General features: G+C 60.9%; 33 protein-coding genes and 1 tRNA gene. 20 read left to right on the top strand and 14 right to left on the bottom strand.

The window, feature by feature from the left end:
* The first annotated feature begins 35 nt into the window (after positions 1-35).
* Both ABIA90_RS39310 and ABIA90_RS39305 read left to right on the top strand, forming a co-directional pair.
* The gene (locus ABIA90_RS39310) at positions 36-281 is read left to right on the top strand and encodes a hypothetical protein (protein WP_354121672.1); all 246 of its coding nucleotides are present in this window, start codon (positions 36-38) and stop codon (positions 279-281) included.
* A 5-nt stretch (positions 282-286) separates the two neighbouring features.
* Positions 287-454, top strand: coding sequence for a hypothetical protein (locus ABIA90_RS39305; protein ID WP_014495480.1), 168 nt, complete (start codon positions 287-289; stop codon positions 452-454).
* A 131-nt stretch (positions 455-585) separates the two neighbouring features.
* Here the strand turns inward: ABIA90_RS39305 and ABIA90_RS39300 are convergent, their stop codons facing one another.
* Positions 586-1,224, bottom strand: a complete 639-nt coding sequence (locus ABIA90_RS39300) for a glutathione S-transferase family protein (RefSeq protein WP_354121673.1) — start codon at positions 1,222-1,224, stop codon at positions 586-588.
* 341 nt (positions 1,225-1,565) lie between these two features.
* Positions 1,566-2,018: a VOC family protein gene (locus tag ABIA90_RS39295; RefSeq protein WP_014495478.1), complete on the bottom strand. Its 453-nt coding sequence runs from the start codon at positions 2,016-2,018 to the stop codon at positions 1,566-1,568.
* Positions 2,019-2,320: 302 nt separating this feature from the next.
* On the opposite strand from ABIA90_RS39295, the gene ABIA90_RS39290 reads away from it, so the two are divergent.
* Together ABIA90_RS39290 and ABIA90_RS39285 are read left to right on the top strand one after the other, a co-directional pair.
* The gene (locus tag ABIA90_RS39290) at positions 2,321-2,527 is read left to right on the top strand and encodes a hypothetical protein (RefSeq protein WP_028151003.1); all 207 of its coding nucleotides are present in this window, start codon (positions 2,321-2,323) and stop codon (positions 2,525-2,527) included.
* Between the two features lie 5 nt (positions 2,528-2,532).
* A complete protein-coding gene (locus ABIA90_RS39285; protein WP_187387713.1) occupies positions 2,533-3,246 on the top strand; it encodes a hypothetical protein in 714 nt (237 codons plus the stop codon).
* 130 nt (positions 3,247-3,376) lie between these two features.
* On the opposite strand, the gene ABIA90_RS39280 is transcribed toward ABIA90_RS39285, so the two are convergent.
* Positions 3,377-4,081, bottom strand: coding sequence for a hypothetical protein (locus ABIA90_RS39280; RefSeq protein ID WP_354121674.1), 705 nt, complete (start codon positions 4,079-4,081; stop codon positions 3,377-3,379).
* Between the two features lie 29 nt (positions 4,082-4,110).
* Here ABIA90_RS39280 and ABIA90_RS39275 point away from each other — a divergent pair, with 29 nt between their 5' ends.
* A complete protein-coding gene (locus ABIA90_RS39275; RefSeq protein WP_354121675.1) occupies positions 4,111-5,070 on the top strand; it encodes a transposase in 960 nt (319 codons plus the stop codon).
* The gene (locus tag ABIA90_RS39270) at positions 5,001-5,327 is read left to right on the top strand and encodes a hypothetical protein (protein WP_354121676.1); all 327 of its coding nucleotides are present in this window, start codon (positions 5,001-5,003) and stop codon (positions 5,325-5,327) included. Before ABIA90_RS39275 ends, ABIA90_RS39270 begins: the two co-directional genes overlap by 70 nt.
* A 32-nt stretch (positions 5,328-5,359) precedes the next feature.
* Here ABIA90_RS39270 and ABIA90_RS39265 read toward each other — a convergent pair whose 3' ends face one another.
* Positions 5,360-5,941, bottom strand: a complete 582-nt coding sequence (locus ABIA90_RS39265) for a Swt1 family HEPN domain-containing protein (RefSeq protein WP_354121677.1) — start codon at positions 5,939-5,941, stop codon at positions 5,360-5,362.
* A complete protein-coding gene (locus ABIA90_RS39260) occupies positions 5,934-6,572 on the bottom strand; it encodes a DUF5343 domain-containing protein (protein ID WP_354121678.1) in 639 nt (212 codons plus the stop codon). The genes ABIA90_RS39265 and ABIA90_RS39260 overlap by 8 nt, the downstream gene beginning before the upstream one ends.
* A 322-nt stretch (positions 6,573-6,894) precedes the next feature.
* On the opposite strand from ABIA90_RS39260, the gene ABIA90_RS39255 reads away from it, so the two are divergent.
* Positions 6,895-7,080, top strand: coding sequence for a hypothetical protein (locus ABIA90_RS39255; RefSeq protein ID WP_354121679.1), 186 nt, complete (start codon positions 6,895-6,897; stop codon positions 7,078-7,080).
* 178 nt (positions 7,081-7,258) lie between these two features.
* Here ABIA90_RS39255 and ABIA90_RS39250 read toward each other — a convergent pair whose 3' ends face one another.
* Complete coding sequence (locus ABIA90_RS39250) at positions 7,259-8,221, bottom strand: hypothetical protein (protein WP_354121680.1); 963 nt, start codon at positions 8,219-8,221, stop codon at positions 7,259-7,261.
* A gap of 400 nt (positions 8,222-8,621) precedes the next feature.
* Positions 8,622-8,807, bottom strand: coding sequence for a hypothetical protein (locus ABIA90_RS39245; RefSeq protein WP_028151001.1), 186 nt, complete (start codon positions 8,805-8,807; stop codon positions 8,622-8,624).
* A gap of 244 nt (positions 8,808-9,051) precedes the next feature.
* On the opposite strand from ABIA90_RS39245, the gene ABIA90_RS39240 reads away from it, so the two are divergent.
* Positions 9,052-9,252 (top strand): hypothetical protein, encoded by a 201-nt coding sequence (locus ABIA90_RS39240; protein WP_135213551.1) that lies wholly within the window; start codon positions 9,052-9,054, stop codon positions 9,250-9,252.
* Positions 9,252-9,530: a hypothetical protein gene (locus ABIA90_RS39235; RefSeq protein WP_354121681.1), complete on the top strand. Its 279-nt coding sequence runs from the start codon at positions 9,252-9,254 to the stop codon at positions 9,528-9,530. The genes ABIA90_RS39240 and ABIA90_RS39235 overlap by 1 nt, the downstream gene beginning before the upstream one ends.
* A 467-nt stretch (positions 9,531-9,997) precedes the next feature.
* Here the strand turns inward: ABIA90_RS39235 and ABIA90_RS39230 are convergent, their stop codons facing one another.
* From ABIA90_RS39230 to ABIA90_RS39220, 3 genes are all read right to left on the bottom strand, one after another.
* Complete coding sequence (locus ABIA90_RS39230) at positions 9,998-10,174, bottom strand: hypothetical protein (RefSeq protein ID WP_354121682.1); 177 nt, start codon at positions 10,172-10,174, stop codon at positions 9,998-10,000.
* Positions 10,175-10,266: 92 nt separating this feature from the next.
* Positions 10,267-10,569, bottom strand: a complete 303-nt coding sequence (locus ABIA90_RS39225) for a hypothetical protein (RefSeq protein WP_354121683.1) — start codon at positions 10,567-10,569, stop codon at positions 10,267-10,269.
* A gap of 163 nt (positions 10,570-10,732) precedes the next feature.
* The gene (locus tag ABIA90_RS39220) at positions 10,733-11,227 is read right to left on the bottom strand and encodes a hypothetical protein (protein ID WP_354121684.1); all 495 of its coding nucleotides are present in this window, start codon (positions 11,225-11,227) and stop codon (positions 10,733-10,735) included.
* A gap of 350 nt (positions 11,228-11,577) precedes the next feature.
* Here ABIA90_RS39220 and ABIA90_RS39215 point away from each other — a divergent pair, with 350 nt between their 5' ends.
* A complete protein-coding gene (locus ABIA90_RS39215; protein WP_007591377.1) occupies positions 11,578-11,874 on the top strand; it encodes an HU family DNA-binding protein in 297 nt (98 codons plus the stop codon).
* Between the two features lie 128 nt (positions 11,875-12,002).
* On the top strand, positions 12,003-12,179 hold the full coding sequence (locus tag ABIA90_RS39210) for a DUF2934 domain-containing protein (RefSeq protein WP_283016379.1): 177 nt from the start codon (positions 12,003-12,005) through the stop codon (positions 12,177-12,179).
* A gap of 295 nt (positions 12,180-12,474) precedes the next feature.
* Here ABIA90_RS39210 and ABIA90_RS39205 read toward each other — a convergent pair whose 3' ends face one another.
* Positions 12,475-12,702, bottom strand: coding sequence for a hypothetical protein (locus tag ABIA90_RS39205; RefSeq protein WP_354097796.1), 228 nt, complete (start codon positions 12,700-12,702; stop codon positions 12,475-12,477).
* Between the two features lie 344 nt (positions 12,703-13,046).
* Between ABIA90_RS39205 and ABIA90_RS39200 the strand changes: the two genes are divergently transcribed.
* The 3 genes from ABIA90_RS39200 to ABIA90_RS39190 all read left to right on the top strand — a co-directional run bounded on the left by ABIA90_RS39200 (position 13,047) and on the right by ABIA90_RS39190 (position 14,146).
* Complete coding sequence (locus ABIA90_RS39200; RefSeq protein ID WP_166096469.1) at positions 13,047-13,184, top strand: hypothetical protein; 138 nt, start codon at positions 13,047-13,049, stop codon at positions 13,182-13,184.
* A 297-nt stretch (positions 13,185-13,481) separates the two neighbouring features.
* Positions 13,482-13,610 carry a hypothetical protein gene (locus ABIA90_RS39195; RefSeq protein WP_354121685.1) on the top strand — a complete coding sequence of 43 codons (129 nt, stop codon included), beginning with the start codon at positions 13,482-13,484 and terminating at the stop codon, positions 13,608-13,610.
* 338 nt (positions 13,611-13,948) lie between these two features.
* Complete coding sequence (locus tag ABIA90_RS39190; protein ID WP_039148983.1) at positions 13,949-14,146, top strand: hypothetical protein; 198 nt, start codon at positions 13,949-13,951, stop codon at positions 14,144-14,146.
* On the opposite strand, the gene ABIA90_RS39185 is transcribed toward ABIA90_RS39190, so the two are convergent.
* Together ABIA90_RS39185 and ABIA90_RS39180 are read right to left on the bottom strand one after the other, a co-directional pair.
* Positions 14,143-14,268, bottom strand: a complete 126-nt coding sequence (locus tag ABIA90_RS39185) for a hypothetical protein (RefSeq protein WP_256461576.1) — start codon at positions 14,266-14,268, stop codon at positions 14,143-14,145. The two genes, ABIA90_RS39190 and ABIA90_RS39185, sit on opposite strands and share 4 nt — an antisense overlap.
* A 78-nt stretch (positions 14,269-14,346) precedes the next feature.
* Complete coding sequence (locus tag ABIA90_RS39180; RefSeq protein ID WP_354122494.1) at positions 14,347-14,685, bottom strand: hypothetical protein; 339 nt, start codon at positions 14,683-14,685, stop codon at positions 14,347-14,349.
* Between the two features lie 174 nt (positions 14,686-14,859).
* Here ABIA90_RS39180 and ABIA90_RS39175 point away from each other — a divergent pair, with 174 nt between their 5' ends.
* Complete coding sequence (locus ABIA90_RS39175) at positions 14,860-15,144, top strand: hypothetical protein (protein WP_259257649.1); 285 nt, start codon at positions 14,860-14,862, stop codon at positions 15,142-15,144.
* A 69-nt stretch (positions 15,145-15,213) separates the two neighbouring features.
* Here ABIA90_RS39175 and ABIA90_RS39170 read toward each other — a convergent pair whose 3' ends face one another.
* Positions 15,214-15,378 carry a hypothetical protein gene (locus tag ABIA90_RS39170; protein WP_166096472.1) on the bottom strand — a complete coding sequence of 55 codons (165 nt, stop codon included), beginning with the start codon at positions 15,376-15,378 and terminating at the stop codon, positions 15,214-15,216.
* 284 nt (positions 15,379-15,662) lie between these two features.
* On the opposite strand from ABIA90_RS39170, the gene ABIA90_RS39165 reads away from it, so the two are divergent.
* The 5 genes from ABIA90_RS39165 to ABIA90_RS39145 all read left to right on the top strand — a co-directional run bounded on the left by ABIA90_RS39165 (position 15,663) and on the right by ABIA90_RS39145 (position 18,538).
* Positions 15,663-16,424 (top strand): SIR2 family NAD-dependent protein deacylase, encoded by a 762-nt coding sequence (locus tag ABIA90_RS39165; protein ID WP_354121686.1) that lies wholly within the window; start codon positions 15,663-15,665, stop codon positions 16,422-16,424.
* Between the two features lie 199 nt (positions 16,425-16,623).
* Positions 16,624-17,256 carry a cold-shock protein gene (locus ABIA90_RS39160; protein WP_028150990.1) on the top strand — a complete coding sequence of 211 codons (633 nt, stop codon included), beginning with the start codon at positions 16,624-16,626 and terminating at the stop codon, positions 17,254-17,256.
* Between the two features lie 123 nt (positions 17,257-17,379).
* Positions 17,380-17,862 (top strand): DUF192 domain-containing protein, encoded by a 483-nt coding sequence (locus tag ABIA90_RS39155; RefSeq protein ID WP_038959501.1) that lies wholly within the window; start codon positions 17,380-17,382, stop codon positions 17,860-17,862.
* Between the two features lie 92 nt (positions 17,863-17,954).
* Positions 17,955-18,031, top strand: a tRNA-Pro gene (locus tag ABIA90_RS39150).
* Positions 18,032-18,310: 279 nt separating this feature from the next.
* On the top strand, positions 18,311-18,538 hold the full coding sequence (locus tag ABIA90_RS39145) for a helix-turn-helix transcriptional regulator (RefSeq protein WP_354121687.1): 228 nt from the start codon (positions 18,311-18,313) through the stop codon (positions 18,536-18,538).
* Positions 18,539-18,602: the final 64 nt, after the last annotated feature.

The raw sequence follows: 18,602 nt of genomic DNA, 5'->3' as shown, positions 1-18,602 counted from the left end.
TGGCGCGTGGCGCCGGTCCGGGCTAGAACGGCTGCATGCGCGCGCCGCTCCTCATCCTCATCCCGTTGCTGGCCACCTCCGCGGCCGCGGCCGAGGCCCTGCGCCTTCCGCCCGCCGAGCGGCCGCAGGCCGGCAAGGCTCTGCCGCTGAAGGGGACGGGCGGCACAGTGAAGACCGGCTCCTGCGCCGCCTATGGCCCGCGCTTCGTCATGGTCGAGAGCACCGGCACCTGCGTGAAGATCGGCGGCTCGGTCAGCGTCGAGACCACGGTCAGGCGCTGAAGCCGATGCCGCCGGATCTCATGCGGCCCGACATCATCGTCCCCTTCGTGATGTATTGCGCGCTGCTGTTGTGGGTCGGCCGCGGCCTGAGCTGGACGGCCAAGCTCGCCACCGCCGCCGTGACGCTGGTGCTGATCATCTGCGTGCTGCTGGTCGAGCGCGGCTGGCGCTAGGCACCGCCCAGAACAAAAACGCGAAAACAACCCCATGCACAGTAGCCGTCAAGTCCCGGCGCGACGCCTGATCCGTGCGCCGTGACGACGATTCATCGCGCGCTCAGCGCAGCTTACGCCGCGCCACCGGCTCACGACATCGGCGGTGCGACAAACTGTGCAAATCCGCCCCGTTTGCCGAGCTCGGCGAGCCAGCGGGTCAAATGCGGTTGCGCCGGGCGGGTGATGCCCTCGACGCCGAGCCAGCGCCGCGCATAGGCGCCGATCGCGATGTCGGCCAGCGTGAACTGGTCGCCGTCCATGAAGCGGCGCGACGAGAGCAGGCGGTCGGCGATGGCCCAGACCTCGGCGGCGGCATCGGCATCCCGCTGCACCTGGATCATGTCGCGCTCGGCGGGGGCCGTGCGCACGATGCCCCAGAACACCGGGCGGTCGACCGGCTGGACCATCGACAGCGTCCAGTCGAGCCAGCGGTCGACGCTGGTGCGCAGCTTCGCGGCTTCGGGATAGAGCGGCGTGCCGCGGCCATGCGCGAGGCAGAGATAGCGCATGATGGAGTTCGATTCCCACAGCACGAAGTCGCCCTCGACCAGCGTCGGGATCCGCGCGTTGGGGTTCATCGCGAGATAGTCGGGCTCGCGGGTCTTGCCAAAGCTCATGCCGGCGTCGATGCGCTCATAGGGCAGGTCGAGCTCGGCGAGGCACCACAGCACCTTCTGCACGTTGACCGAGTTGGCGCGGCCCCAGATCGTCCGCTTGGTGTCCGGCATGAAGTCCTCCCGCATTTCGCTTTGGCGCGCGTGATAGCGGAATTCCCTGGCGGGAGCGACGGCGATTGCGGCGCGCCCCTCATGCAAAAAGCTCCGCCGTCGGCGGAGCTTTCATTGCAAGCTAGACTCGGCAAGTTGAGCTTGGCAAATCGAACTTGGCGAATCGAACCTGGCAGATCGAGCCCGATGATCAGTGGCCGAAGAACAGCCACAACAGAATGATCACCGGGATCGGCACGCCAAGCATCCACAGCAACAGTCCTCGTCCCATTGCGTCCTCCTCCAATCGTTATGTCGGAGGGACAACACGGGTAGCGAGGGCTGGTTCCTGCGGCGCGGCCCTACCAGTGGCCGGTATTCGGCATCGACGACCAGGGCTCGGCCGGCGCCTTCGGCTCGCCCTTCTGCAGCAGCTCGATCGAGTGCAGATCCGGCGAACGGACGAAGGCCATGTTGCCGTCGCGCGGCGGACGGTTGATGGTCACGCCGGCCTTCATCAGCTGCGCGCAGGTTGCGTAGATGTCGTCGACCTCATAGGCGAGATGGCCGAAGAAGCGATCCTCGCCATACTTCTCCTCGTCCCAATTGTAAGTGAGCTCGACCAGCGGCGCGCCGCGCGTTTGCGGCTGCTTCTTCAGCGCCTCGAGATCGTCCGCCGAGCACAGGAAGACGAGCGTGAAGCGCCCCTTGTCGTTCTCGATCCGCCGCACCTCCTTCAGTCCCAGCGCATCCTGGTAAAACTTCAGCGCGACATCGAGATTGCGCACGCGCAGCATGGTGTGGAGATAACGCATTGTTGTTGCTCCCTTGAACGGATGGGGTTTTGCTTTGGGCCGGGACGGCGGGGGATGAGATAGCAGGAAAGTGGGCGGAGGGGCAGGGGGCGGGGGCAAATGTGCGTGAGGGAGAGACGGTTGGTGCGGCAAGCTAGCTAAGCGTGGACGGACGAGCCGCAGCGTCGGCCGGGACTCGCGGATGAGTTCAATGCACTGTCACCGGAATTCAGCGCTTCTCGTCAATGAGCAAGCCCGGTCCTGCCGATGAACCATCCTCAATGTCACGGTCACTAATGCCCATATCTGGAAGGTATTTCGCCGTGAAATGGTTCAAGCGATATGCAATTGGCTGTCTGATCTGGTTGATCCTCGGCGGCATCAACGATGGCTACAGACGGCCCGGCGAAGACATGCGTTGGGGCGCTATCGTCATGGTGGCGGGTTTTTGGCCAATCGTGACCGCCGTCATCGTTGGCAGCTCTGTTGGCGAGGTTGCGCACAAGATCAATGAAGGGAAGCTGGGGTGACTGACGTGTCCGACACCCAGAAACTGATGCCCGCACTCTCGACGCCTAGGCGCGACCTGCTGAGGCGAGAAATATATAGGCAATTCGGAGTTGATGGTCGAAAGACGCTCTTCTTGCTCCTTCTCCTTTTCGCGATCCCCGCGGACGACTGCTCCGCGCAGACACCGCCGCCCCCAGTCGACGAACATGCGTTCGAGCGCGTGCCGCCGACAGTCGTGAAGAGATTGGCGACCCGCTTTTCGCTAGGCGCATTCGCCGGCCGCTTCGAAGAGACGCGGCTCGGCGCGGTTCGCGAAGCCGTGGGCGAAGGGACCATCCGACACCAAGGCGACGCTGGAGATAGCATCTATTGGCTGTGTTATCGGCGCGCGCAGCATCGATTATGGGTGGTGTCCAGCGGAGAGATGGGCGGCCCGGACCATCTCGTCACGGAGATCGTTGAAGAGCTCACCGAGAAAGACGCCGGGGCCTCGGCCGATTGCGCCATCATCCCGGAAAAGTTCTCGCCCGTCGTCCTCGACAGCAAGCTGCATTTAGGTATGTCGCGTCAGGAGGTCATCACGGCGTTGGGACCGCCGTCGAAGTCGGAAGCGGCTCAGATCGTGTATTCTCACGAGGGAAAGCTCGCAGACGGTTTCGATGAGACCGCTTGGCTCATTCTCGGATTTGGTGAGGACAAGCTCGTGTCCATGCGCGGCGGCAAGACCACGACGAATTGAAGTGGCTGGAGTTACGGTGACAGTGCACTCAATTGGCGCTAGCACCAAGCTGTCGGCCGAAGCCCCAGAGTCAGTAGGGGTGGCGATCGGGAATCAATTTAGTGCACTGTCACCGCAACGCGGGGGGCTTTTACTTCGCCTCAGTACCCGCGGTAAGCGCGGCCAGGCTCTTTTCCATTTCATCCAATTCCACAAAGACGGTCAGGAATAGGATGGCGGCCATAACCAGAGACTCCATGGCGCGCTCGGGAACGGCGCCACGCGGTTGGAAGGTCATTAAACCGTCTTCGTTTCTGGCAAAGTAGACCACGGCGCCTAGACCGTTGGGATGGACAATCTCGCACAGATGGTCGTAGGCGCTCCTGTAGGTCTCATTCCGCTTGTTCATCTTATCGATCTGGTTGAGAATCTGAGGAGCTTTCCACGCCGGGCCGTTCGTTTCCAAGAAGTGAGGCAACCGGGTGGAAAAGGTGTACTTCTGGGTCAGCTCATTGACCCCAGCGTAGTTGTTTGCTGCACATAGCTCCTGCAGTTTGGTGGAATAGTCGCACAGCGTGGCGACGTTTTCGTATAGCGCTCTCGAAGCCATCTCGGTCATGAGGGGGCGGCCAGCATGGAATTCAGCATAGCCACCCTCGACGAACATCAGCATACGCCGCAGATGAGCCTGCATGAAGCAACGAGCGAGATTTGGCGCACCCAGCCTTAGGGGCGGCTCCGCCAGAATCACCTGGTCGACTAGTTTTGCTTGCAGGTCATCGATACATTGATTCACCGCCCACAAGATTTCATCAGGCATCTCCGGCGGGCAGTCTGACTTCTTGAACAATGGCACGGCTTGCCCCCCTGCTTCGGTCTGTGTGCATGATCATGGAGACAACAGCGCGTGAGCAGTTGCGCATGCAAACTGCGGACATTCTGTCAGAAAAGGGGCTGCGTCGGCTTAAAATCATCGTCCTTGCTCATAGAGAAAATGAGCGAAAAGACTTGGCAGGCTCGCAGGTAGCGTTCGCGAGGGAGCACCGGCGTACTGCTGAACACCTCCATTTTGGCCGAAGGCCTCTCTTCTGGGATGATAGTCATTTTGAGGTTTTGAGTAAAAGAAAAGTTGGCCGCCAAATCTTTTACTCGGGCGATGCCTCGCTCAAAGCTACGCTCGGCATCAAGGACAATGCCGAATTCATGGCTTGGATCGATGGCAGGACGGTCTGGTACCAGCTTGTCCAGTCGATTTCGAACGGCAGCAAGCACTTCATCCGCGAGAACGCGAAGGGCACGCAGAAGGTTGAAGGCTGGGGCGGAGGAGGTTGGAATTACGGTGACAGTGCACTAAATCGACGCCACCCGATTTCGCGATCAAGATGCGGCATGGCCCGTCTTGCCCGTGTCGTCATTCCCGGTCATCCGGACCACGCCACCCAGCGCGGCGATGGCCGGTCGCGCACGTTCTTCGACGATGACGATTACGCGCTCTATCGTGACCTACTCGCCGCAAATTGCGGCGACGCCGGAGTTGAGGTGTGGGCCTGGTGCCTGATACCAAACCACGTGCATCTCATCCTGGTGCCGTCCGATCCCGACGGGCTGCGCCGCGCACTGGCCCGTGTGCATCGAAGCTATGCCGGCACCATCCAGGCGCGACGCAAGCGCACGGGGCATTTCTGGCAAGGTAGGTTCGGCGCTGTCGCCATGGACGAGCGCCATCTTGCGGCGGCGCTGCGTTACGTGTCGCTCAACCCCGTGCGGCGCGGTTGGTGCAGCGTGCGCAGGATTGGCGGTGGGCGAGCACGCGTGCCCATCTGCGCTGGCGGGATGACGGCCTGACCGCGCTGGCGCCGATCCGCCATCGCTTCCCGGATTTTGCCGATTTGCTGGCAACTGAGCCGGAGCTGAATCTATTCGGCGCGCTGCGTTCCGCGGAAAGCATCGGCCGCCCGCTTGGCGACGACCGCTTTCTGGCTCGCATCGAGCGCCTGACCGGACGCGTTCTCAAGCCGGGTGTTACGGTGACAGTGCACTCAATCGACGGTGTCCGCCATGCGATGGTGATGGCGGGTGCTTTTAGTGCACTGTCACCGTAACACACAGTCGGGTATTGGCACGGCTACCTCAATTAGCCGATTAGTCTGAACCAGTCCTTCACTGTCAGTACTAGCCTGTCGATTTCGTCCTCGGACATTGGGCAGCAGTGGGCGATGGGGCCGCGCAGCATGTTCAAGTTCTTCACAATGCGCTGAACGGCTGGCCGGCTGGTAAAGATCGGGTCAAAGTGCGCCCAATTCGCCCCGATAATGTCGAACAACTGGCCAAACGTCGTGTAATCGATCGCCCGTTCCGAGCGCTGGGTCATGCCCATATCGAGTTCGTCTTGGATGAGCCTATTCACATACTCACGAATTGCTTGGGGCACCTTCTTTTCCCACCAATCCGCGCCTTCAGCTTCCTCCATCGTCTCGGTAATGAGTTTCCGGGCTGATTGCTCTAGGCAGTAAAACAGCTCGTAATATTGAGCCATAGCTGCTGCTTGCTGCCGAACCTCCTTTTCGAACTGCGGATAGTATTCAAGTGCGCTCTGCTTGATGGACGGGGCTACGTGGCCCAGCTCGATATTGTACTGCTGCTCAATACTTCGTAGCTCATCGGTGATCATCATCCCGGACATGCCGAACGAGCGAAGGTGGTGGCTGCTATCCATCGGAGGCCTTCAGAAGGTTGTCCTTGAGGCTTTTGAAGATCGCATTGAACACGGCGATGTCGGACGTCGCTGGCAGATTCAGATTGATGGTGTAGCCGATATTCAATCCCAACGATTGGCCGGGTATTTGCGGCGGCATCAGTGGCGATGGAAGTTGAATGTGCGGCTGCTCTGGCTGCTCGGGTTTCTCAGGCGAAGCGCCTTCAGGCTCAAAAGTCGCGAACTTCTTCACGCCCTTCATCGAATTGATGATCATAGTGACAGTCGGTGAATCATTGGCTAGGCCGGTCTCTTCAAGAACGAGACCTCGAACTTCGTTATCACCGAGTGCGTGCCAGAACTCATTCCGCTTGAAGAGCGGGGCATAACCATGTCGCAACGCCGCCGCAGCGGCAGCGCCTGCTGTGCTCGAATTACGGAAGCGCGTGTAGATGTCTGACGGTGTGGAGTCGGCGTTCACGAAGCCGATCTTCTTCAGGTAGGACGTCATCTGGTCGCCCGATCCGCCAGGCACTTTCAAAATCGTTTTGACAAAATCTTGAGTGACCTTCGAGGGGGTCGCGGCAGTTTTAATGCCCACCAATGCCTTCTCAACATTACCCGTCGCCGTGACGTACGGCAGAATCGCCATTGGGATGCTCCTGGGATGATCGAATCAATCGCGATGATCAGAGCTGGTACGCCAGATTGCAATGGAGGTTGTCAACTTACCAACAGCTGTGCGCGTAGTAGGGCGTGACCAAGAAAACATCTCGACGGGGTGGGGATAAGGAAGAGCCGAACGCAGTAGGGCGGCCTCGAACAAAGCTCGAAGACCTTCACCCGGATTGGCGGGACATCATGCACGCAATTGCGATGACAGTGCACACAATGTTCGCCATGCGTTGACGAGCCGGAATTCCGGTGACAGTGCACCAAATTGACGCCACCCGATTTAGCGATCAAGATGCGGCATGGCCCGTCTTGCCCGTGTCGTCATTCTAGGTCATCCGCACCATGTCACCCAACGCGGCAATGGCCGGTCGCGCACGTTCTTCGACGATGGCGATTACGCGCTCTATCGTGACCTGCTCGCCGCAAATTGCGGCGACGCCGGAGTTGAGGTTTGGGCCGGCCGAACCACGTGCATCTCATCCTAGTGCCGTCCGATCCCGATGGTCTGGCAGCGCGCTTGCCCGTGTGCATCGAAGCTATGCCGGAAACCGTTCAAGCGCGTCGCACGAGCACAGGTCATTTCTGGCAGAGTTGCGGTGACGGCGTACTCAATTGACGCCACCGTCTAAACGGTAGACTGAAGGGCTGGCGGAGTGGTGGTGGCTAGGCCGCTTTGCCTGGGGCGTTTCGACCTATTGCTACTGTTTGCACCCTTTCTTTGACGATTGCTTGCCCTCCCGAGGGGTCGTTCAGGGCAAAGAACTCCACCTCTTTGACCTTCCTAAATTGAAACAAGACGATTTGACCGTCAGGCAGGATCGCCGAAAAGCTTGCGTGCTCTTGCGCTTGAACATAATCGCGCATTTGGATTGTGCGAACATCCCACTTATGCTGGGAAAATAGGTCCTGTATCTTCTGAACGAATGAGGCAACGACACCTGCGGCTCTGTTCTGATCGCCCCCATCAGGCGGACCCATTTCCGGCCGGATCAGGCCAATGAGGGGGGTGGTTGCGTCGGAAGCCAACCAACGGAACATGCTCCCTGTCTTGGTCGCGACGCTGAGCTGCCCCTTGGCTTCCGCGAGTACAGCCTCGCCTGCGAGTTCGAAATCTCCGCTTAGCTCAAGCAGTGCAGAATGCCCTTGCGAGACGACAATCGTAGCTTTGTCCGCGGCGCGTGTTTCGGAGACGATGACAGAACGCTCCTCAAAGTGTAGGTCCCCTGCGAGCCATCGTCGGGCGATTTCCTCATACAGCTTGCGGGTATCTTTGAATCTGCGTGTTGTAATTCCCGAAAGATGATAAATGAATGCGCCCTTGCCCGAGAATTTGATGCGCGCCGATGTCTTTGGAGGTGGCAGTCCGGGGATGGCAGCCGCGACCTTGAGTCCGATCGAGGTGGAGACCTCAGCTCGATCCGTATACTCGAGTTTGCCCTTTGACTTTGAAGGAACGTCGATCTCGACTGGGATGTCAAGCTCGCTCAGATTGCCGTCACGCACGAAGCGCTCACCAGAGACTATTCCATAGTCCCCAACATCAACTTTGTCGGCCGGCATCCAGTTCGCAAAGAGTCCGCCGCTGAACACATGCACATGCTTTTGTACGCTTGCTAGGACGTCCATCAGAGCCCTCACTTTTAGAAGCGACATCTGTGGTAGTATCATACGCGCTTGCTACCTACAGCGTCCAATCAAATCCTGTGCCCGACTGCTGAGCTGGAGCTGAATCTATTCGGCGCGCTGCGTTCCGCGGAAGGCATCGGCCGCCCGCTTTGGCGACGACCGCTTTCTGGCTCGCATCGAGCGCCAGACCGGACGCGTTCTCAAGCCGGCGAAGCGCGGGCCGAAGCCATCTACGCGGATAATGAATGAGGTCAGCTAATTAAGTGCACTGTCACCGTAATTGCGCATGCGTGACCTTCTGTCCGCGCGAGGACATGACACGACGCGGCCGCAACATCAAAAAGGGGGGCCGCGATGTGCGCGCGACAGCTACTTCACTTGGCTAGCTCACTTGGCTAGTTCACTTGGCGTAACCCTGGGAACGGAGCCATGCGATCTTGCGATCGCCGTTGATCCAGTCGTCGGCATCTGCCTTGCTGGCGAATCCGGTGATTTCGCGCTGTTCGTGGTCGGGGTAGTCCGCCAGTATCTTCCAGTCGCTGTCTGAGAGGCGGACGGTTTTGAAGGTCACTTTTGCTTTGGCCATGCCGCACTATGCAGGGAATTCTCTTAAATGAGAACCCGCCTTGTGGCCGGCTTTTCGTCAATCCGCATCGGCATCACTCACGGTGACGGGAAATCAATCCGGCCCCGATCGGCCCGTTCCCAGGCGACGATGGCTGTTTATGAGTGTCGAGCAGTGACCTCGCCAGCAACCTATCGAACCGGCGCCCTCAATGGGTCAAACCCTCGGCAGTTGAACCCCGCCAGAGGTAGGGCGACTAAACGCCATGGCCGCTTTCTTTGCAGAACTCCTGTTTGATCTCGTCAGAATCCTCGTCGGTGACTGGCTGAGACGGGCTGCGGTGACCGTTTGTGCGTGGCTCGATACGAAGATTCACGGCCGCGCTGCACGCCTTGTCGTGGGCGGCCTTCTCGGGCTTGCCGCCTATTTCCTGATTCCGGTCATCGCCGGGCTGCTGGGGTTTTGATGCTCTCCGTGAAGGCAAACCTCATCATCGCATTGGCCATCGGGGCGCTCATCTCGTCGGTGCTCCTCGCCATCGAGCCGCTGACCGACTTCGCTTTTCTTTCGCTGGAGTGGCCTGGCATCACCGCAGCGTATTTGTTCTGGGGAGCGGTCGGAGGATCCAGCTTCGCAGGGATTGCCATTTCCTGGCTCGTGAATGCACTCACCTACGCTCTCGGTGCTTTCGCCATTCTCAGTGTTCTCAGCGCTCTCAGGCTGCTGGCCAGGCCGAAGAGTTGAGGCGCGCGGCGACCTCCTGGAGCTTATGAAGGCTGGTCCGGACAAAGGCGCAGCGGAGATCCACGCCATGATGAGGGCGGCATGAAGCGCTGGCTTCAAAGGCTCGGAAAGATTGCGAGGATTGCTGCGCTTTGCGGGACCGTCGCGTGGCTGGTGCTTTTGACTGTCTCAACCCAGGCGCCTGATGCCGCACATCCTGAGCGTTACAGCCACCGGCACGATGTCCGGTATGTGAGCCCGGAGATGGGATCGACCCTGCGAATTCTGCTCGGCTCGACATTTGCTCTGGTCCTGGTGGCGTTTGGATGTCACTTCGCGACCAGGGACATGCGAGATGGGACGTAGCCGCAGCGTGTTCGTCGCTGTTGGACCATGCTTCGCATCGCCAGGAGCGCTGCGTCCGGGGCAGGAGCGCACATGAAAAGCCGCCCCTGACATGGCCAGGGGCGGCTTTCTGAAAGTCGGTCTTAGTGACCGGCGCCGGGCTTCGTCGTCTTCGGCGGCTTGCCGTCTTCGACGCGGCCTTCGTTCCTGAGGTCGCGACCCTCCTGAGCCTTCTTCTGGCTCTCGGGCGACTTGCCGTGCTCGTACAGCTCTTCCTTGACGTAGCCGGCGGCTTCCTTGGCTTTACCTTCAACGCTCATTGCAATCTCCTCATCTGGAGATGGGTCAATGTGCGGGAGAGCCAACCGTTCCTATCCGCCGGTCATTGTGAGAATGGGCTTGCCGTTGGCAACTACGCAGCGATCCGTCGTTCGACAGGCGCCGTCAGATATTTGAGCATCTGCGCGTGCTCGAGGTCGGGAACCGCGATCGCCGTGTGGCTGTAGGCCGCATGGGTCCGTGAGTTTGCGATCCTGTCCAGGATCTCTTTACCCTTGATGACGTGGAGGCCCATGCCTTCCTGCGAGGGGAAGATCGCCAGCACCACGTCGTAGGCCGCGATGACGGCCTTGAGCGCTTCGGCCTTGTCCTCGGCGATGTCAACAAACACGCGAACATCAGCCGCGAGTTCACGCAGCTCGTCAAAATTCAGCACTGTGGGTTTACTCCAACGCAACGATACTGGCGGGGAGAGTGGATGGGTTAGGTTACCGAAGTCTCAACAAGGCGTGCCGGACCGCAGGTTTCACGACGAGGTGACGCGTTGGCTGGGGATAACCGGATTGCGGTGACGGTCCGCTCATTTCAGCGCAGCGCGCCTAGCGCTTGGCTTCGTCGTTGCGAGGCCTGTTATCCTCGGCCTCGTCCACGAGCTTCAAGGCGCTGCCGTCGTAGCTCAGCTTGAGCCCACGGCCGACGATCCACGTCCATCCCTCGCGAGCGTCCCTGGTCGGCTGGGCGTTGAACTGGTCGGAGATCGACTTGACGGCCGCGTCCTGCGGCCCCGGATTGTTCAACGCGGCATTGACGCGCCGGATGGGATGGCTGGCGTCGACGTCGTCATTATAGACCGTGACTTTGGCGCCGTTGATTTCGCATTCGAGGATGTACGAACCGCGACCCTGTCGGCAGCGGTAGTGACGTTGCGTGACGAGCTTGTTGGTCTCCTCGAATGTCATCCCGGGCGAAAAGCCGAAGATGTCGGATTTCTTGACCTGTGCCAGAGACGCAGGCTTCAAGAACTCCGGCTGGATGGCGACCAGGGCGGCGACCGCAACGACGATCAGGCCGGCGATAACAATGGCAATCTTCATCAGCCCCTCACGAGAAACATCCGACCATATAGCAGCCGGCGCGCTCCACCAGGCCTCCAAAAGCGAAAGCCCCGCCTGGGGGAAGCGGGGCTCTCTGATGGGGGTGAAGCTTGGGGACTTCAATTAGTTAGACGCGCCAGCGGCAGAATGGTTCAAAGCCAACGCGGCGCATGCTGCGACACTTTCGCGGGACGGGCTGGAACCCCAGCCGAAGCCATGCTTGTGTTTTGGGCCTCAATGGGTTCTAAGCCCCGTGACTTCATGACCTCCGGCGTGAATCGGCATCACACTTGCGTGGTTCAGCCGCGTCCTGAGCAGGATTTGCTCACCCGCACAAAAGGAATTCAGACATGGCGAAGATGACGAAAACTCAATTGATTGATGCAATTGCCGAGGGCACGCAGCTGTCGAAGAACGATGTGAAGTCGGTCATCGAGTACATGGCGACGGTCGGCTACAAGGAGCTCAACGAGTCCGGCGAGTTCGTCATTCCCGGCTTCGTCAAGATGTCGGTCGTGAACAAGCCGGCGACCGAAGCCCGCATGGGCGTCAATCCCTTCACCAAGGAGCCGATGCAGTTCGCGGCGAAGCCGGCGAGCAAGTCGGTGAAGGCCTCGCCGCTGAAGGTGGCCAAGGACTCCGTCTAAGCAGCCCGCGACGTCGTCGCGGCGGCTCCCTCTTTCGGAGCGCCGCAACGACCGCCGGCTGGTGTGTCAGACACGGATAAGGAACTCTCGGGCATCGTCACGCTTTGCTTCCCAAAGGGAGACGTCACATGGCCAGTCTGAGCGAGGAACAGATCCGGGACCGCGCCTATCATCTCTGGCGGCAAGCCGGCGAGCCCGCGGGGAGGATGGACACTTTCTGGTATGAGGCCGAAAAGATGCTCCTCGCCGAGCGAGCCGCGCAAGGCGAAGTCCCGCCGGGGCTGAACGACAATCTGCCGGTCTGACGGTCAACAAAGGCCGCACGGAAATTTGCCGAGCGCCGGAACGTTGTCCGGCGTCCGGCCGTTGAGATGACGGCGACGGAATCTTGCGCGAAGCTGACAGTCGTCAAAGCAGCCACCCGGTGTAACGCCCGTGTGGCTGCTTTGTTGTTTGCTGCCTTGTTGTAAGAGCGCGCGGCAAAGAAAAACCCCGGCGTTGGGGACCGGGGCTTCTCAAAGCTGGACGGCCGCGTCGCACAGCTGCCAGCACCACTGAATTCGACCTGATAACGCGGGGCGGGGACATTCGTTCCGGCCGCTACTCCGTCGGCACCGACACATCGATGATCGCCGGCGGATCGATCTGGCGCTCGCGCCAGACGATGAATTCGCATTTGGGATTGAGCCACTGATATTCGGAGCCGCGCGCCTTGAGGTGCGCAAGCGCCGCATCGTGCGCCGTGGTCTCGTCGGGGGCCTCGACCATGATCTCCACGGTCTCCTCGATCTGACGAACCACTTCGACAGCGTAAAATTTCCTGGTCACGGTCCCTCGCTCCGGAATGGCTAACGGGGAGGGCGACGGCGCGTTCCCAAAAGAAAAACCCCGCGCTTGCGCACGGGGCTCTCTTGGCCGGCGGCGTTGGGATTTCAGCGCCTGGCCGCCAGCGCCTCGAACTTAAGGTTGAAAATCCAAAAAGCAACCCGCCGTGGCGACGGAGCATGTTCGTCAGGCGGCGCTGCCAGTGGCCGGGCGCGGAAATCCCCAGCTTTCAGGGGGCCGCGCAGCGCGAGCAAGGCTTGAGGCGATGTGCGTGGGAAATCGCGCGCGAGGGGCTGGACTTTTTGTTCTCATTTTGTTCTAGTTGATCATCACGTTGGAGGTGACTCATGACCGTCGAGAAACAGCGCGAAGTGATCAGGCTCTGGAATCAGCTGAGGAAGGTCGAAGGGCCGGCCGCGGAAGAGCTTCGCATCCAGATCCTCGAATGTTTTTCCGAGAAGGCCAACGCCAAGCGCGCGGCGTGAGGCGCGCCGGCGCGCCGGCGGGCCACGACGGCGACCCAGTCAGCGCGATCTCGTCTGCCGTTGAAAATCTTGCCGATGAAGACGTGACGGCGCGCGCCTTCATCGATCGTTAGGAGTCGCGCCGCGCTGATTTGCTCGACTCCGATTCGTTCTTTGCGAACGAAATGGAGTCGGATGCAGAACAAGGCGTGCCTTCTGTGTCGATGCGGGACAGTCCTTGTCGCCGCGCGTGAGCGTGATGCTTCGCACGGTCCCGCCCTCGTGTCCTCGCTACGGAATGGAGCGAGGGAGAGCGACATGGATGCGTGCTGGTTTCTCGCCGAGATCGTCAAAGTGTTCTGGTCCGACAGGCACCCGCGATTGCGCCAAGGCAGGCCCTCGGTGCCGCAGGTGCCGCCGCCACTGAAGCCCGACGATACGGAGTGATCGGGCTTTCCTTGCGATCGCACGTTTGATTTCGCGACGATCCGCACCACTTGTTAAGAGTTGCCCCGCGCCGATTTTTTCGATTCCGATTCGTTCTTCGAGAACGAAACGCAGGCGAAGCTGGAACAAAGCCGTACCGGTTCAGGAGTTTTGGTGCGGACGTTGTCTGAAGCGGCGCGCCGGGATCTCGAGGCTTGCGCAAACTCCTAACGAAAATTTGCGGGAAAGCCGATAACCCTATTCGGTTAGGTTAAAACCCCAATCGCGTTGCGCTTGCCGCTGTTTGGGATAGGTGTCAGGCAAGGACAAGAAACGACTTTGCCCAGAAGCAAGTTTGCATGACACCTTTTTCAGAACCATCCTTCTTTCAGGGCGACCGGCACACCTACCGGCGCGTCGCCGTCGTCGGCTCGCTGTTCTGCCTCGCCTTCGTGGTGATCAGCTTCTCGCTGCGACCGCAGCTCGAGGACACGCGCGTCGCGGTCAAGGCCGACCGGCTGGTGCGCACGGCAGGCCAGGCGCCCCACACCAACTAGCGCTCGTCACCATAGGTGCGGTCGTCGGCGGAATGGCCCGGGCACGCGGTGCCGCGTCGCGCAAGCGCGACGAAGCCGGCAAAGCCGGACAGGTTGAGCAGAACTTCAAGCCACGCGGGCATGTCGGGTCCCTTCTTGCGTGAAGGGGACTCAACGTGCGCGGGAAACATTTGTTCCGTGCTCGCCGGAAACAAACCCGCTTACAGCGGAGAGGAGGGGTCCAGCCGCCGGCCGAGGGTCGCAACGGACGCGCTCGACGGCTGCTCCTTGAGGAACTCGGCGATGGCCCGCGCCAGCTCGCCGTCGCTCATCGGCGTCGGCGGCGGGCGCAGCGCGCCGACACCGAAGTTGCGGACGATCTCGTCGTAATGCTGGTCGCGGGATTTGGGAACGAGCCTGCGGATGCGCCCCAGCAAAGCGGATAGCGGCAATGTGTCCTCCTCGGCATCCGTCCCATTGGCAGCCATTGATGTCTGCTGCCCTTTTCTGTCCGTGAAACCAAAAACCCCGCCAGCATCGCGGAGATGCTGACGGGGCATCGTGCTGTCGCCTCAACCGGATAGCGGAGGCTTCCGCACTCGCAGATGCAATTCGCCCGAACCGGCTTTCGTTCCGCTCGTGTCGATATTTTTCTGCCGCCCGGGTTCCACCCCTCGCGCGCAACCATCGCGGGCCGGCGACGTTGTCCCCGCGAGACGCGAAGGAGGAGAGTCATGAAGAAGACATTGGCAGTTCTGGCCACCGTTGCGGCCGTCGGCGTGACCGCGGTCGCGGCGCCTGTGCCTGCAGAGGCGCGCGGTCGCGGCATTGGCCCGGGCCTCGCATTCGGCCTCGCCGCCGGCGCGATCACAGCAGGCGCGATCGCTGCGTCCCATCCGTACGGCTATGGTCCGGGCTACGGCTATTATGGCGGGCCCGCCTATTACAGCCCCGGCCCGTATGCCTATTACGGCGATGGGCCGTACTACCCTCGGCGCCACTACTACCGCGGCTGGTAACGGCTGACCAAGTGAAAAGCCCGGAGCGATGCTCCGGGCTTTTTTCATGCGTGGCGATCGGAGGTGCCTTTATGGCCAGAGCGAGGGCCGCTCCACCTTGCGCGCATTGTCGAGCGTCGACACGAAATACTCTTCGCGCTCGCGCTGGAATCTTTCCTGGGTGGCACGGAAGGCGGCGACACGGGCGGCGATCTCTTCGCGTTCGCGGATTTTGCGTTGTTCGTCTTCGGTCATGTCAAATCCCCTCTACACGTCAGTATCTGTGCACTCCAATATGTGTGCACGGCCGAACTCACGCACTGCCGCCGCAATCACGTTGAGTCGCGTTAACACATGCATTGGCGCTTCTGATTGGGGCGTCAATGGGGAGGAGGCATTGCAGGATTGTGATAAGCGAAGGTCGGAAAAAATTGCCGACCGCGCTTGCGCGATTCTCACGCGGCAGTGGATAACAGCGTCAACGATCTTGTCGCTTGCGCATGGTGCGGCCAGCGCAAGGCCAACACGGGAGGCCGCGAGTGATTGCATCGGATCTTCGCAGCGGCGTCGAACGACTCGGCGACATGATCGCCGAGTCGAGGACCATCGTGCCGTTCACGGGCGCCGGCATCTCCACCGAATGCGGCATCCCGGACTTCCGCTCACCGGGGGGAATTTGGACGCGCAACCGTCCGATCCCGTTCGACGAATTCGTCGCCAGCCAGGAAGCTCGCGACGAATCCTGGCGCCGCCGCTTTGCGATGGAAGCGGTCTTTGCCGCGGCCAGGCCCGGCCGCGGCCATCGCGCGCTCGCCTCGCTCTACCGCGCCGGCAAGGTTCCCGCCGTCATCACCCAGAACATCGACAACCTGCACCAGGCTTCGGGCTTTGCCGCCGAGCACGTCATCGAGCTTCACGGCAATACCACTTATGCGCGCTGCATCGGATGCGGGCAGGCCTATCAGCTCGACTGGGTGAAGCGCCGCTTCGACGAAGATGGCGGCGCACCCAACTGCACCGCGTGCGACGAGCCGGTGAAGACCGCGACGATCTCGTTCGGCCAGATGATGCCCGACGACGAAATGCAGCGGGCGACCGCGCTGTCGCAAGCCTGCGATCTCTTCATCGCGATCGGCTCCTCGCTCGTGGTGTGGCCGGCGGCGGGTTTTCCGATGATGGCGAAGAACGCCGGTGCACGTCTGGCGATCATCAATCGCGAGCCGACCGATCAGGACGACATCGCTGACCTCGTTATCCGCCACGACATCGGCGAGACTCTCGGGCCCTTTGTCGGAAATTGAGGCATCAATTTGATTCGCGGCTGCGCAAGCTGTTCATAGGTTCCGGCGAATCATTTTTTTATCTATGCGCCGCAACCGGGAGTGTTATCTTTTGAGTCGAAAGATTCGCATCGCGTCGAATTGAGAACATTCTCTTAAGACGCGTGATTCGACGCCGCCGCTGAGGCGGGTTGCAATGGGCAGTGTGGGGTCCGGGGTTATGGGGTCGTCGGACGGATTTGAGTCCAAGAAGATCGGAGTTCCCGCTGTGGGCGAGCACGGCGGCGGTCGCGATAACGCGCTAAGCCCGTTCAGCGGACTTGGTGAAGGCAGTGCCAACCTCGTCGAGGTTCACGGCGTCATCAAATGGTTCGACGCTTCAAAGGGCTACGGCTTCATCGTTCCCGACAATGGCTGGCCGGACGTGCTGCTGCACGTCACCGTGCTCAGGCGCGACGGCTTCCAGACCGCTTATGAGGGCGCCCGCATCGTCGTCGAGTGCATCCAGCGCGCCAAGGGCTACCAGGCCTTCCGCGTGGTCTCGATGGACGAGTCGACCGCGATCCATCCGGCGCAGATGCTGCCGCCGCGCACCCATGTCACGGTCACCGCGACCAGCGGACTGGAGCGAGCCCAGGTCAAGTGGTTCAACCGCCTGCGCGGTTTCGGCTTCCTGACCTGCGGCGAGGGCACGCCCGACATCTTCGTGCACATGGAGACGCTGCGCCGCTTCGGCATGACCGAGCTCAGGCCCGGCCAATATGTCCTGGTCCGCTTCGGGCCCGGCTCCAAGGGCATGATGGCGGCCGAGATCCATCCCGAGACGGGATCGCCGGGATTGCAGTCGCACTAGCGGCGATCGCCAACTCCCGCAATCGTGACAAGAGGCGCGCGGGCCGTCCGGCGCGCCTCTGGCTTTTGTCACGATCGCCGCGTAAGGACTGGTCCAGTCCCACGCCCCCTCGAGTACCGTCCCATGAATTTTGACCGAAAGGCCGTCTGGTCCATTGCAAGGGGCTGGCTGGCCGCCATCCTCGTCGTCGGCTGTGCCGTCGGGAGCGCGCCGGTGCGCGCCGCCAGCTTCCAGCCGCTCGAGATCGTCACCAGGAACGGCGTGCAGGTGTTCTCGGTGGAAATGGCGACGACCGAGGAAGAGAAGCAGACCGGGCTGATGTACCGCAAGGAACTGGCCGACGGCAAAGGCATGCTGTTCGACTTCAAACCCGAGCAGGAAGTGTCGATGTGGATGAAGAACACCTACGTCTCGCTCGACATGATCTTCATCCGCGCCGACGGTCGCATCCTGCGCATCGCCGAAAACACCGAGCCGCTGTCGACCAAGATCATCTCGTCCCAGGGGCCCGCGCGGGCCGTGCTGGAGGTGGTGGCGGGAACGGCGCAGAAATACGGCATCCGTCCCGGCGACCGCGTCGGCCACCCGCTGTTCGGCACCAAGTAGGGCGACCCGGCGGGCTTATTGCCGCCTTGCTGGCGGCTTGAAAGCTTGATGGCGCTTTGGGAAGCGTGTATCGACGGGGCTCGCTGGACATTCGGGGTATAGCGCAGCCTGGTAGCGCGGCAGTTTTGGGTACTGCAGGTCGTTGGTTCGAATCCAGCTGCCCCGACCAGTAAAATCAAAGACTTAACCGGAAGTCGGAAATCTGAAATCGACTTGAATCGCCACCGGGTAGCCACCGGTTTGAAACTTCTCCGGCCGAAATATTTTTTGGCCTGCCCTTACGGATTCGAGCGAAGCGTCCTAGCTTGTTGCACCTATTGGAATTCAGCGGCCCTCGCTGAAATCGACAGGACCGATTTAGTATTTTGCGGCAGCAAGCATACTAGATCCATATGCGCTGACTGGCTTTAGCCGGGGCGCTGTCTCCACCTCCCCCTTGGAGGCCCTTGTGAACTTCCTCTCCATTGATGACGTGACAGCCGCTACCGGCCTGTCGCCGTCGACACTCGCCAAGAAGCGCATGGCCGGCACAGGGCCGGCCTTCTTCAAAATCGGCCGCGCCATCAAGTATGCTGCCACCGATGTCGACGCTTGGATATTGACCCGGCGGCGAACCTCGACCTGGGTCGCGAACGATAACAAGGCTGTCAATCGGCGTTCGACTGGGACCCCCTAGCGGCATCCAAAAGGGACCCCTTTGATCGGCGTGCTCTGCTGGTAGCGCTCGGGTCGTCGGAGCT

It is taken from the genome of Bradyrhizobium sp. LA6.8 (assembly GCF_040547935.1).
GTDB classification, from domain to species: Bacteria; Pseudomonadota; Alphaproteobacteria; order Rhizobiales; family Xanthobacteraceae; genus Bradyrhizobium; species Bradyrhizobium barranii.
The sequence above is the reverse complement of the archived record's forward strand: the minus strand, read 5'-3'. Positions and strand labels throughout refer to the sequence as shown.